Origin of the sequence: Lentzea sp. CC55 (genome assembly GCF_021056325.1) — a bacterium.
GTDB classification, from domain to species: domain Bacteria; phylum Actinomycetota; class Actinomycetes; order Mycobacteriales; family Pseudonocardiaceae; genus Lentzea; species Lentzea jiangxiensis.
Genome location: NZ_JAJCXE010000054.1, coordinates 389,340 through 401,565 on the forward strand (window position 1 = coordinate 389,340; position 12,226 = coordinate 401,565).

Here is a 12,226-nt window from a genome sequence, read left to right on the forward strand (position 1 = left end):
ACACCTGACGGGCCGGACGCTGCAACTCCGCCACTGTGCGAAGTGTCCTAATCACCGAGAGCTATTCCTGCTTCGGTGAACTAGGGGAGTTCGCGTTGAAACGATCACATCTGGCCGCAGGCCTGACGGCTGCCGTCGTGGCCGCCACGGCGGCCGTCCCGGCTTCGGCGGCACCACCGCCGCAAGAGGTGCGTGCCGACGGGCTGACCACCAAGGTCACGCTCATCACCGGTGACGAGGTCACCGTCGACAACGGCAAGGTGCGGGCCAGAGCCGCCCGCGGCCGGGAGGACGTCGGGTTCCGCACGTTCAAGGACCCGCGGGGCGACCTGCACGTCGTCCCGCTCGACGCCCAGGCCCGGCTGAGCTCCGGCGAACTGGACGAGCGGCTGTTCGACGTGTCGCTGCTCGCCCGCTCCGGCTACGACGACGTGTCGAGCCGGACCATCCCGCTGATCGTGCAGGGGCAGGGGATCAGCGCGGCGGGCGCCGAGTCGTTGCCCAGCATCGACGCCCGCGCGTTCGCGGTCGGCAAGGACGGCGGGTTCTGGGCCGGTGCGCGGACGGCGGGCACCGGCAGGATCTGGCTGGACGGCAGGGTCACCGCGTCACTGGACCGCAGCGCCGCGCAGGTCGGCGCGCCCCTGGCGTGGGAAAAGGGCTTCACCGGCAAGGACGTCACCGTCGCCGTCCTCGACACCGGCGTCGACGAGACACACCCCGACCTCGCCGGTGCGGTCGTGGAGTCGAAGAACTTCAGCGACAGCGACACCACCGACGACCGCGTCGGCCACGGCACGCACGTCGCCGCGACCGTCGGTGGCGACGGGAGGTACCGGGGCGTCGCGCCCGACTCGAAGATCGTCAACGGCAAGGTGCTCGGCGACCACGGCGGCGGCTACGAAAGCGACATCATCGCCGGCATGGAGTGGGCCGCCACCAAGGCCAAGATCGTCAACATGAGCCTCGGCAGCTCGTGGCCCGACGAGGGCACCGACCCGATGTCGCTCGCGCTCAACCGCATCACCGCGCAGACCGGCGCGCTGTTCGTCGTCGCCGCGGGCAACTCCGGCGGCCCGATCGGCTCGCCCGCCGCCGCCGACGCCGCCCTCACCGTCGGCGCCGTCGACCGCGAGGACAAGCTCGCCGAGTTCTCCTCGCGAGGCCCGCGCTGGGTCGACAACGCCGTCAAACCCGACATCACCGCGCCGGGCGTCGACATCGTCGCCGCCAAGGCGAAGAACGGCCGCATCGGCACGCCCGTCGGCGAGGCGCACGTCGCACTGTCCGGCACCTCGATGGCCACCCCGCACGTGGCGGGCGCGGCCGCGGTCCTGGCCGCGAAGAACCCGACGTGGAAGGCCGAGGACCTCAAGGCGGCGCTGATGAACAGCGCCCGGCCCAATCCGTCGCTCACGGTCTACGACCAGGGCGCGGGCCGGCTCGACATCGGCCGTGGCGCGTCCGCGGCGGTCTCCACCGACCACGGCGGCTTCTCGCTCGGCACCGCGCAGTGGCCGCACGACGACGACAAGCCCATCACGCAGAAGGTGACTTACCGCAACACCGGCTCCACCGACGTGACGCTCGACCTGCGCGTCGCCGACGTGAAGCCCGCGGTCGAGGGCCTGTTCAGCGTCACGCCCGCCAAGCTGACGATCCCCGCGGGCGGCACCGCCGACGCCACCATCACCGCCGACACGCGCGCCAACGTGCCCGACGGCGTGTACGGCGCGGCGATCGTCTCCGCCGACGGCGCGCGCGTGACCATCGGCGTGAACAAGGAGGTCGAGAGCTACGACGTCAAGGTCCGGTTCGTCGACGCCACCGGCCAGCCGACCACGAACTACACCTACCGCTTCGTGGACGTGAACCAGCCCAAGGCCTACTTCCGGTCGCTGCCGGCGGACACGCTCGTGCAGCGCCTGCCCAAGGGCACGTTCTTCCTCGACGGCTCCATCTACACCCCGGACGCCGACCCGACCAAGCGCGGCTCGACGACCGTGCTGACCGAACCGGCGCTGCAGGTCAACGGCCCCGTGGACCTCGTCCTCGACGCACGGCAGGGCGTCCAGCCGGCGATCACGGTGGAGAAACAAGCCGCTCCGGCGTCCTCGGAGCTGGTCTTCGACATGCAGGCCAACTGGGGCGCCACCGGCGGTTCGTACTTCCTCAACAACTTCGAGGGCATCATGGTCCGCCCGTCCACGACGTCGTGGCCGAAGTTCCGGTTCCACGCCCAGAGCGTCCTGGCCCGGCCCGACGGCAACGGCGGCTTCGCGGGCAGCCCGTACCAGTACCACGTGCGGATCGCCGAGACGACCCGCGTGCCCGTGGACCTGCAGCGTTCGGTGAAGGACCGCGAACTGGCCAAGGTCGATTCGATCACGCACGCCCGCATACCGGGTTCGATCGGCCAGCGCGACAACGGCGCCTCGGGCCCGCTGCCGTTGCGGCTGGAGGAGTACTACACGCCCGGCGTCGCCTGGGACGGCTCGCTGGTGGAGTTCGCGAAGCTCGGCGAGTACCCGTCCCACGGCAGCCAGTACTCCGGCGCCGGCCGCGTGTTCCGGCTCGGCCGCACCGTCACCGAGCACTGGAACAGCGCCGTCTACGGCCCGAGCCTGCCGCACGACGCCCGCTACGTCCGCCACGCCGGCCGCTACGGCGACCTGCTGCGCCTGGACGTGGGCCTGCACGGCGCCGAGAACATGATCGGCCACGCCCGGGAGACGGCCGCCCGCACCACCGTGACGCTCGACGGAGAGGTCATCTCCGACCAGCCCTACTCCGGCTACGCCTACCTGCCGGGCCTGCCGGCGGAGAAGAAGCGCTACCAGGTGCACACCGAGTCGGCCCGCGACTCGCAGTCGTCGCGGATCACCATCGACTGGACGTTCACCTCGCAGCACGTCGCCGGCGAGGACTACCAGCCGGTGCCGCTGCTGGCCGTCCGGTTCGCGCCGAGGCTCGACGAGCACAACCGCGCCGGTCGTGTCGTCACCGTGCCGATCACGGTGGAGCGCAACGGGACGGGCAAGGTCACCGACGTCAAGACGCCGGCGGTGCGGGTGTCCTACGACGAGGGTGTCTCGTGGAAGCCGGTGCCGCTGCGCAAGACCCGTGGCGGCTGGGAGGTCACGCTGATCCACCCGCACGGGGCCAAGAACGTGTCGTTCCAGGCCCAGGTCGCGGACGCCGGGGGTGAGGTGCGGCAGACGATCATCCGCGCCTACGACCTGAGGTGAGCGGTGAGGGGCCGGGTGCGCACCCGGCCCCTCACCGCTCACCGCTGGTACGGCGCCAGCGTCTGGGCGTCCACGTCCGGCGCTCCCATGACCGGGTGGACCTCGATCGGCTGGTTCAGCACCTTCCCACCCGGCCCGGGACAGGCCGAGCACTTCTGCGCGATCTCCAGCACCCGATCGCGGCTGGCGACGTCCACGACCCAGTACCCGGCGATGACCTCCTTGGACTCCGCGAACGGCCCGTCCACCACGACGGGTCCGGAGTCACTGCCGCGCACCACGAAAGCCCGCGCCGGACCGCTGAGCCCCTCGGACTGCAGCAGCTCGCCGGACGCGCGCAGCTCGGCGTCCAGGTCGCGCATGTAGGCGATCATGCGGTGCATGTCCTCGTCGGACCAGGCGGCGAGGCCCTCCCAGTCCTCCTGGCTGCCGCCGTAGCTGACCAGCACGTACTTCACTTCCACTCCCCACCGGCCGCGCGGGCCTTGATCTCCTGCACGGCCCAGCTGTTGCCGTCCGGGTCGTCGAAGAAGACGAACGACCCTCCGTCCACGTCGTTCATGCGCACGATCTCGCCCACCTCGACGCCGCGTTCGAGCAGCTGCGCACGGGCCTTCTCCAGGTCGGAGACGACGAGTTGCACGCCCTTGAGCGAGCCGGGTTCGCCCTTCGCGATGCCGCGACCCATCACGATCGAACAGGCCGATCCGGGCGGCGTGAGCTGGACGACGCGGGTGTCCTCGCCGAACGCCGTGTCGTGATCGACGGTGAAGCCGAGCTGCTCGGCGTAGAAGTGCTTCGCCCGGTCCACGTCGGACACGGGCACGACGACGACTTCCAGGGTCCAGTCCATGTTGCTGAGCTCCTCTCGAGCGGTGGCCTTCCGAACAGTCGTCGAAGTGCTCAGGACTTTTTCGACATGGGGTCCCTGCCCACATACCCGAGCAGCCTGTCCTGCAGCGGAGCGTCGGCGGGCACCGGGACCTCGGCGCCGTAGACCTCGATGCCGGGACCGAACGCGCCGGGGGTGCGGAAGCGTTGCATCAGCTCGGGCGGCACGGAGGTCGCCGTCGCCCAGAGGCGCTGCACGTCGGCGGGCGGGATGGTCTCGTCCTGGCCGGTGGCGCGGGCGAGGTCCCAGCCGTGCAGGACCAGGTCGTCGCTCACGACCTGGTCGATGTGGTCCTCGAGCGTCATCGGGCCGGCGGGCGTGGCGACCTCCGAACAAGCGCGGTCCGAGGTCAGGGCGGCGTGGACCTGCCGCCGGGCCTCGCGGAAGTCGTCCAGCGGACTGCCGGTGCGCGGGATGGCCGCACCGAGCATCACGCCGTGCATGTCGATGACGTGGTCGACCACCTCGCGCGCGGTCCACTTCGCGCACGGCGACGGGTTGTCCCACTGGTCGTCCCGCACCCTCGCGACCTTGGCCTCGAAGGCGTCGGCACGGGCCGCGTACCTGTCCGCGATCATGTCGCTCACTCCTCGACCGCGCCGCCGATCTTGCGCAGGTGCTCGCGGAACGTGAGCCCGCTCGCCAGGTAGTCGGCGAACCGCAGCTGGCTGCGCAGGGACTCACCCTGCCGCACGCGCTCGGCCTGCGCTCGTTCGACGTCACGGATGCCGCGCGCCTTCTCGATGAGCGCGGCGGCGTCCGCGGCGGGCACGAACAGCACGCCGTCGTCGTCGCCGAACACCACGTCGTCGGACGTGACGGTCCACTGGTCGACCTCGGCGGTCGAGAGGGCCTCGGGGGCGCGGTCGCGCAGGCTCAGCGGGCCGGTCGGGTTGGCGCCGAGGCTGAACACCGGCAGTCCGATCGCGCGGATGTCCTGGGTGTCTCGGTGCAGGCCCCAGATGACGACGCCCGCGAGGCCCGCCTGCTGTGCTTCGAGCACGATCAGGTCGCCCACGCAGGCCTCGTCGGTCCGGCCGTCGTTGTCGACGACGAGCACGTCGCCGGGCTGAGCGCGCTCGACGGCCTCGAGGAAGACGTCGACGCTGCCCGCGTGCCGGGCGGGCAGGACGCGGCCGGAGGTCCTGGTGCCGGGGATGACCGGTGTCAGGCTGACCGTGCGGACCGGGATGTTCGCCCGGATGCAGGCATCGGTCAGGTGCGCGGTGGTGAGGTCCAGCGCGGTGAGATCCGTCTCGGTGAGATCCATGCGGGCATTGTCACGCCGAGACCTTCTCCTCGGAGGGTTCGGTGCGCAAAACGCCTGCGGACAGCGCGGCGACCAGGCACAGCGCGACCGGGAGCAGGAACGCGATGTTGAGCGGCACGACGTGGGTCAGCCAGCCGATCACCGCCGGTCCGGCCAGCACGCCGAGGTAGCCGAGCCCGGCGACGCGGGAGACGTTGGCCGCCGCGGCACCCGGTTCGTGGTGGCCCGCCGCGCTGAACAGCTGCGGCACGGTGCCCGACAGGCCGATGCCCGCGATCGCCCAGCCCACCAGCGCGAGCCAGATCCACGGCGAGAGCGCGGCGGTCGCGATGCCGGCGGCGCCGATCACCGAACCCCAGCGCAGCACCGCCATCGGGCCGATCTTCGCGGTGACGCGGTCCGCGAGCAGGCGGCCGATGGTCATCGTCGTGGCGAACGCGCCGTAGGCGAGGGCCGCGATCTGCGGCGAGGCGTCCAGGACGTCCTGCAGGTGCAGCACGCTCCAGTCGTTCGCGGCGCCCTCGCTGAGCATCACCAGCAGGGCCAGCACCGCCATGACCCAGATCTTGCGCGGCACCTTGCGCTTGCCGGTCTGCTCGGCGGCGGCGTGCTGCTCCTCCTTCTCGTCGAGCAGGAACCTCGCGGTCGCCAGGCTGACGACGACACCGAGCACCGCGGCGGCGCCGAGGGTGGTGCCGGGGGAGAGCTCCCAGCTCAACGAGCGTGCGCCGGTCAGCGCCGCGGCCACCCCGCCGAGGGACCAGGTGGCGTGGAAGGCCGACATGACCGGACGCCGGTAGTGCCGCTCCACGACGACGGCGTGCGCGTTCATGGTGACGTCGATCAGGCCGTTGCCGAAGCCGAAGATGAGCAGTGCCGCGCCGAGGGTCCACTGGTTGACGGCGACGCCGGGAAGGAACGCCGTCACGCTGCACACGACACCGGCGATCGGCACCATCAGCTTCACGCCGATGCGGTCGGTCACCTTGCCGCCCGCGCGCATGCCGAGGAACGCGCCCAGCCCGAGCAGCAGCAGCAACCGGCCGAGCTCCGCGTGGGTGATGCCGGTGCGGTCCTCGACCGTCGGGATGTGCACGAGCCAGAGCCCGAGCAGGAACCCGTTGAGGGCGAAGTAGGTGAAGGTGGCGGCCCGCGCGGCCCTGAGAGCGTTCACACGCCCACGCTAACGAACGCGTCGAATGTTCGAAAGGTTGAGTTTCGAACGTCACTGTTGTTCAATCGCGATCGTGTCCCGACTGAAGCAGATCTCCGAGGCGGTCCGCGACGCCGGCTCCCTCGGCGTCGCGGAGCTGGCGTCGCTGACCGGCGCCTCCGAGATGACCATCCGCCGCGACCTGGAGGTCCTCGCGGCCCAGGGCGTCCTCGAACGCTACCGGGGCGGCGCGCGCAGCCTGCTGCTGCGCGGCGAGGAGCCCCCGTTCGCGCTCCGCGCCGACGAGAACATGGACGCCAAGCGCCGCATCGCCGCCACCGTCGCCGGCCTGATCGCCGACGGCGAGTCCGTCGTGCTCGACAGCGGCACCACCTGCCTGGAGGTGGCCCGGCTGCTGCACGACCGACGGCTCACCGTCATGCCGTTGTCGCTGCACGCCGTGAACGCGCTGTCGTCGTCGGTCACGCTCACGCTGCTCGTGCCCGGCGGCCGTCCCCGGCCCGGCGAACTCGCGCTGACCGGCCCGCTGACCCTGGCCTCGCTGCAGGCCCTGCGCTTCGACACGGCCGTGATCGGCTGCTGCGGCCTGTCCGCCGAACACGGCCTGACCGCCTTCGACCTGGAGGACGCCTCGGTGAAGCGCACCGCCATCGCCTCGGCCCGGCGCGTGATCGCCGCGGTCGACGCCTCGAAGCTGACCCGCACCGCGCTGGCGTTCGTCGCACCGGTGTCCGCGCTGGACGCCGTGGTGACCGACGCCGAGGGCGACGCGGGACTGACGGCCGCGGGTGTTCCGGTGGTGACGGCATGATCGTGCTGTTCGACATGTTCGGCGTGATCGCCCGCGACCAGTCGCCCGAGGTCATGCGCGAGATGAGCACCGCGCCGGAGTTCTGGGACGCCTACTGGGCGCACCGCCCCGCCTACGACCGCGGCGACGTCACCGCGCAGGAGTACTGGCAGCGCGTCGGCCACCCGCCGCTGGTGGAGCAGGACGTCGCCAGCTGGAGCCGCGTCGACTACGAGATGGTCGCCCTGCTGCACGAGCTGTCCAACGCGGGCCGGCGCATCGCGTTGCTGTCGAACATCCCCGAGGACCTCGCACGCAACTTCGAACGCACGCACGCGTGGCTCGACCTGTTCGAGGTCTGCGCGTTCTCGTGCCGCATCGGCCACGCCAAGCCGGAGCGCGGCGCCTTCGAGTGGTGCCGCGACCGGCTCGGCGACGACGACATCCTGTTCGTCGACGACCGGCTCGAGAACGTGCGCGCCGCCGAACTGGTCGGCATGCGAGGCCACCACTTCACCGGGATCGACGGCCTGCGCACGCTCCTCGCCGCGCACCCCTGACTCACGCGCCGGCGGCGCCGTCCACCGGCACGATCGCGCCGCTCACCATCGACGCGCGGTCGCTGAGCAGCCACGCGGCGACCTCGGCGACCTCGCGGGGTTCGGCCATGCGCCCGAGCGGGGTCGTGGCCGTGATGTGCCCGGCGACCCCGGGGGTCGCGGCCTCCCACTCCTCGATCATCCGCGTGTCGGTGCCGCCGGGGGTGATGCCGTTGACCCGGATGCCCTCGGGGCCCCACGTGACGGCGGCCGACTCGGTGATGCTGTTGAGCGCTCGCTTCATGGCGCCGTAGGCGGGCAGGACGGGGTTGGCGCGGCGGCTGCCGATGCTCGAGGTGTTGACGATCGCGCCGCCACCGCCGCGGCGCATGAGCGCGGCCTCGGCGTTCATCGCGGTCCAGTGCGACCGGAAGTTCACGGCGAACTGCAGGTCGATGTCGTCGTCGCTGGTGGTGTCGAGCGGACCGGGCTGCTGGATCGCCGCGCCGTTGTTGAACGCGCCGTCGAGCCGTCCGTGCAGCTCCTCCACCCGGCCGACGGCGGCGCGGACGCTCGCCCGGTCGGCGAGGTCGAGCCCCACGGCGTCCGCGACGCCGCCGTCGGCGCGGATCTCGCCGACGATCTTGTCCAGGGCGGCCGTGCCGCGGGCGGCGAGCACGACCGAGGCTCCTTCGGCGGCGAAGAGCCTGGCCGCGGCCTCCCCGATGCCGCGGCTGGCGCCGGTGATGAAGACGACCTTGCCGGTCAGCAGTCCGATGGGTGCGATGTCGTTGATCATGGCACCCATGTCACCGCGTTCGCCGGAGCGCATTCAGGTACAGGCTGTACCAGGATCCGCGGCCGTTCGGAGGGCAGACTCGGGGTATGAGCAAACAGGAGCTCGGGGAGTTCCTCCGCAGCCGCCGCGAGCGGCTGCGCCCGGAGGACGTCGGCCTGCCGTCCGGACCACGCCGCCGCACACCGGGCCTGCGCCGCGAGGAGGTCGCGGTGCTCGCGCACATTTCCACCGAGTACTACGTGCGGCTGGAGCAGGGCAGGGCGCCGTGGCCGTCCGGTGACGTGCTGGCCGGGATCGCGGGCGCGTTGAAGCTCACCGACGCCGAGTCCGACCACCTGCACCTGCTGGCGGGCACCGCGCCGATCCGCACCCGCACGCACCGCCGTGACGTGCACCCGAGCATCCTGGCGCTGCTGGAACGACTGCCGCAGACGGCCGGGTTCGTGACGTCGGCGGTGTTCGAGGTGCTCGCGTGGAACGACCTCGCGGCCGCCCTGATGGAGGACTTCGCCGAGGTCAGCCCGCGCGACCGCAACCTCGCCCGCCGCGCGTTCCTCGGACCGGCACCGGCCGGCACCCCGCTCTACGGGATCTCCGACGCGGCCGAGTTCCGCCTGCACGTCGTCATGCAGCTGCGCGCCACCGCCGCGCGCTACCCGTCCGACCCCGAGGTGACCGGTCTGGTCGAGGAACTGCGCACCGGCAGCCCCGACTTCGCCCGCCTCTGGGAGCGCAACGACGTGCAGGCCGCGCCCACGCTCCGCAAGACCTTCCGCCACCCGGTCGTCGGCGAGGTCGCCGTCGACTGCGACTCGCTCGCCCTCACCGACCGCGACCAGCACCTCGTGCTCTACAGCGCGCCGCAGGGATCCCCTGATGCCGAGGCGCTCGCGTTGCTCGGCGTCCTCGGCCCAGGGGCCCGCCTCTAGACCAGCGACGAGAAGTAGAACCAGAACGCCTGCAGCACCGCGGCCGCGACCAGCAGGTACCACAGCAGCAGCACGGCGCTGTGGTACTGGAACGTCGGCTTGATGTTGCGCAGCGTCGTGTACCAGAAGATCGGGATCGTCACGACCCACACCACCATGCAGTACGGGCACAGCGCACCGATCACGTACAGCGACTCGACGATCAGCCAGTGCACGAACGCCACCCCGGCCGTGGCGCCGACCTGCAGCCCGATCCACACCCATGACGGCAGCTCGACGCCCGCGAGCAGCAGCACACCGAGCGTCGTCACCACCGCGAAGCCCGCGATGCCGAGCAGCGGGTTCGGGAACCCGAACAGCTCGGCCTGCGCGGTCTTCATGATCGAGCCGCAGCTCAGCACCGGGTTGATGCTGCACGTCGGCACGTAGAACGGATCCTTGAGCAGCGCGATCTTCTCGATCGTCAGCACGAGGGAGGCGACGAAGCCGACCGCCCCGCCGACCGCGAGCACCCACGCGACGATCCGGTTCACGGCAGCACCTTCTCGATGGCGGCCTTCAGGTTGTCGTAGCTCGGCGCCCCGGTGAACTTGGTGCCGTTGACGAAGAACGTCGGCGTGGCCTGCACCCCGGCCTGCGAGCCCTCCGACCGCTGGGCGAGAACGCGCTCCCGCAGCGCCGGGTCGTCCAGAGCCTTCTCGAACGCCGCGGCGTCGAGCCCGAGCTCCCGCGCGAACCCGCTGAACACCGCGCGCTGCGACGTCTGCTGCCCGGCCCACTCCTGCTGCGCGTCGAACACCAGCCGGAACATGTCGTCCCGCTTGCCCTGCGCCCCCGCCGCCTCGACCGCGACGGCGGCCAGTTCGGAGTTGCGGTGGCTGGGAATGGGGAAGTGCCGCACGTCGAACGTGACGCGCTCGCCGAACTCGGTCTTCAACCGCTCGACCCCGGCATACGCGGCGCGGCAGGACGGGCACTCCAGGTCGAGGTACTCGACGACGGTCACCTTGCCGTCGCCCGACTGCGGCGCCGCTGTGGTGCCGTCGCGGCCGAACAGGAAGAAACCGGCGATCACCACCGCCACGACACCGACGATGATCAGGGACAACCGGGCGTTCTTGGACATGACTGGGAAAACCTCCACGAAGGCTGGCAGGACCGAACCGCAGAACGGGTTCGGCCTAGGCCCGCAGCACGCAGAGCTGCGACAGCCGCACTTCCAGCCGGCGTGAAGGAGGGGGCAGAACGTCGGGAAGGCGCTGCCACAGCACCCGGAACGACCCGGTCCGCCGCAGCACGGCGAACCCGATGAGCACCGCGAGCGCCACCACCAGGCAGGCACCGGCGACGAGGATGCCCTCGACCAGCCCGCTCTCACCGGCCTGGTCGGAGTGGACGACCGCGTGCGTGCCCGACGTGGGGCACTGGGCGGTCCAGGCGAACTCCGTCTCGCACGGGGTGCCCTGCATCATCGCGACTCCGGCCACCAGGGCGAGCACGGCGAGGACGCGTGCGAGGTGCGCACGGGTTCGCGAGCTGCCTGGGCCGGACACGGGATCCAGGGTAGCGATCTCCTGGGTAGGGTCGCGCGGATGGGGGAGAAGCTGCGTGAATCGGACAGACTCGTGGTCGCCGGACAGCCGTTGCCGGAGGAACTGATGCCGCACGACCGCATCGCCGGAAGCGCAGTCTGCTCACTGCTGCGGGAGTTCGTACAGCTGAGTCCACACCACCGGCAGGAGATCCACGCACTCGTCACCTCGCAGCCGCAGTACCAGCGCACCGCGTCGAGCGGCATGCCCGCCGCGTACAGGTCCTACTCCTCGACCGGCGAACCAGGTCCGGTGGTCATGCGCCTCCTGGGCAACCGGAACCTGTCCTCGACATCGGTCGCGAAGGCGGTGCACACCGTGACCGGCGGCCGCAGGTACTGGGCTGCTTCCAGCTACAACATGCTGGGCGTGGGGCGCAAGGCACTCACGCCCGACCTGCTCGGCGACCTGTCCGCGCTCATCGACCTGCCGGTCGGCGTCCTCGAAGAGCTGACCGGAGTCGTCCCGCAAGCGCCGCCCGCAGACGTCGGAGCCTTGGTCTGGGACTGCCGCCGTCTCACCGAGGACCAGATCAGGGATGTGGCCGAGAAGGCGGAGAAGTTGCGCTAGTGCCCGGACGCCGAGCCCTGCCGCGCGAGGGCGGCCGGGGTCACCGGCGTGAAGAAGTTGACCAGGGTGCCGTCGGGGTCGCGGACCAGCAGCGACCGGTTGCCCCACGGCATGGTCGCGGGCTCGGCGACGACCTCGGCGAACCCCGTCAGGTCGCGGTGCACGGCGTCCACGTCGTCGACCAGGAACTCGACGATCACGCTGCGGTTGGCGGCCGGTTCGGCGGAGCCCGGCGCGAACAGGCCGACGGTGCGGGTGCTGCCGAGGGCGAGGGTGGCCGAGGTGGTCTTGATCTCGGCGAAGTCCTCGGTGGCCCAGTCTGCCGCCACGCCGGTGGCGCGTTCGTAGAAGCCGACGAGGCGGGCGACGTCGGCGGTGATGACGCGGATCGAGACGAAGTGCACGGTTCTCTCCTCAAACGGG

Annotated in this window: 15 protein-coding genes; 5 read left to right on the top strand and 10 right to left on the bottom strand. The window is 71.3% G+C overall.

The genetic code is table 11. The features are described from left to right. The first annotated feature begins 95 nt into the window (after positions 1-95). A complete protein-coding gene (locus L6E10_RS34580) occupies positions 96-3,248 on the top strand; it encodes a S8 family serine peptidase (protein ID WP_236224351.1) in 3,153 nt (1,050 codons plus the stop codon). A 38-nt stretch (positions 3,249-3,286) separates the two neighbouring features. Here L6E10_RS34580 and L6E10_RS34585 read toward each other — a convergent pair whose 3' ends face one another. The 5 genes from L6E10_RS34585 to L6E10_RS34605 are packed head-to-tail and all read right to left on the bottom strand — an operon-like array spanning position 3,287 to position 6,584. Beyond that, positions 3,287-3,706 carry a YciI family protein gene (locus tag L6E10_RS34585; RefSeq protein ID WP_236224352.1) on the bottom strand — a complete coding sequence of 140 codons (420 nt, stop codon included), beginning with the start codon at positions 3,704-3,706 and terminating at the stop codon, positions 3,287-3,289. Next, positions 3,703-4,101 (bottom strand): VOC family protein, encoded by a 399-nt coding sequence (locus tag L6E10_RS34590; protein ID WP_236224353.1) that lies wholly within the window; start codon positions 4,099-4,101, stop codon positions 3,703-3,705. Before L6E10_RS34590 ends, L6E10_RS34585 begins: the two co-directional genes overlap by 4 nt. Positions 4,102-4,151: 50 nt before the next feature. Further along, positions 4,152-4,718: a TIGR03086 family metal-binding protein gene (locus L6E10_RS34595; protein WP_236224354.1), complete on the bottom strand. Its 567-nt coding sequence runs from the start codon at positions 4,716-4,718 to the stop codon at positions 4,152-4,154. 5 nt (positions 4,719-4,723) lie between these two features. Continuing rightward, positions 4,724-5,410 carry an RraA family protein gene (locus L6E10_RS34600; protein WP_236224355.1) on the bottom strand — a complete coding sequence of 229 codons (687 nt, stop codon included), beginning with the start codon at positions 5,408-5,410 and terminating at the stop codon, positions 4,724-4,726. A 10-nt stretch (positions 5,411-5,420) separates the two neighbouring features. Next, positions 5,421-6,584, bottom strand: a complete 1,164-nt coding sequence (locus L6E10_RS34605; protein ID WP_236224356.1) for an MFS transporter — start codon at positions 6,582-6,584, stop codon at positions 5,421-5,423. Between the two features lie 73 nt (positions 6,585-6,657). Here L6E10_RS34605 and L6E10_RS34610 point away from each other — a divergent pair, with 73 nt between their 5' ends. Continuing rightward, on the top strand, positions 6,658-7,395 hold the full coding sequence (locus L6E10_RS34610) for a DeoR/GlpR family DNA-binding transcription regulator (protein WP_236224357.1): 738 nt from the start codon (positions 6,658-6,660) through the stop codon (positions 7,393-7,395). Then, on the top strand, positions 7,392-7,934 hold the full coding sequence (locus tag L6E10_RS34615) for an HAD-IA family hydrolase (protein ID WP_236224358.1): 543 nt from the start codon (positions 7,392-7,394) through the stop codon (positions 7,932-7,934). The genes L6E10_RS34610 and L6E10_RS34615 overlap by 4 nt, the downstream gene beginning before the upstream one ends. Position 7,935: 1 nt before the next feature. Here L6E10_RS34615 and L6E10_RS34620 read toward each other — a convergent pair whose 3' ends face one another. Further along, positions 7,936-8,712 (bottom strand): SDR family NAD(P)-dependent oxidoreductase, encoded by a 777-nt coding sequence (locus L6E10_RS34620; RefSeq protein WP_236224359.1) that lies wholly within the window; start codon positions 8,710-8,712, stop codon positions 7,936-7,938. 86 nt (positions 8,713-8,798) lie between these two features. Between L6E10_RS34620 and L6E10_RS34625 the strand changes: the two genes are divergently transcribed. Then, positions 8,799-9,641, top strand: coding sequence for a helix-turn-helix transcriptional regulator (locus L6E10_RS34625; RefSeq protein ID WP_236224360.1), 843 nt, complete (start codon positions 8,799-8,801; stop codon positions 9,639-9,641). Here the strand turns inward: L6E10_RS34625 and L6E10_RS34630 are convergent. Genes L6E10_RS34630 through L6E10_RS34640 form a run of 3 tightly spaced genes read right to left on the bottom strand, consistent with a single transcriptional unit; the run spans position 9,638 to position 11,194 of the window. Then, positions 9,638-10,174, bottom strand: a complete 537-nt coding sequence (locus tag L6E10_RS34630) for a vitamin K epoxide reductase family protein (protein WP_236224361.1) — start codon at positions 10,172-10,174, stop codon at positions 9,638-9,640. The genes L6E10_RS34625 and L6E10_RS34630 overlap by 4 nt on opposite strands. After that, positions 10,171-10,767 (bottom strand): thioredoxin domain-containing protein, encoded by a 597-nt coding sequence (locus tag L6E10_RS34635; RefSeq protein ID WP_236224362.1) that lies wholly within the window; start codon positions 10,765-10,767, stop codon positions 10,171-10,173. The genes L6E10_RS34630 and L6E10_RS34635 overlap by 4 nt, the downstream gene beginning before the upstream one ends. A 55-nt stretch (positions 10,768-10,822) precedes the next feature. Beyond that, the gene (locus L6E10_RS34640; RefSeq protein WP_236224363.1) at positions 10,823-11,194 is read right to left on the bottom strand and encodes a hypothetical protein; all 372 of its coding nucleotides are present in this window, start codon (positions 11,192-11,194) and stop codon (positions 10,823-10,825) included. Positions 11,195-11,233: 39 nt separating this feature from the next. Between L6E10_RS34640 and L6E10_RS34645 the strand changes: the two genes are divergently transcribed. After that, a complete protein-coding gene (locus tag L6E10_RS34645; protein ID WP_236224364.1) occupies positions 11,234-11,803 on the top strand; it encodes a hypothetical protein in 570 nt (189 codons plus the stop codon). Here the strand turns inward: L6E10_RS34645 and L6E10_RS34650 are convergent. Beyond that, positions 11,800-12,207: a VOC family protein gene (locus L6E10_RS34650; protein WP_236224365.1), complete on the bottom strand. Its 408-nt coding sequence runs from the start codon at positions 12,205-12,207 to the stop codon at positions 11,800-11,802. The two genes, L6E10_RS34645 and L6E10_RS34650, sit on opposite strands and share 4 nt — an antisense overlap. Positions 12,208-12,226 lie beyond the last annotated feature (19 nt).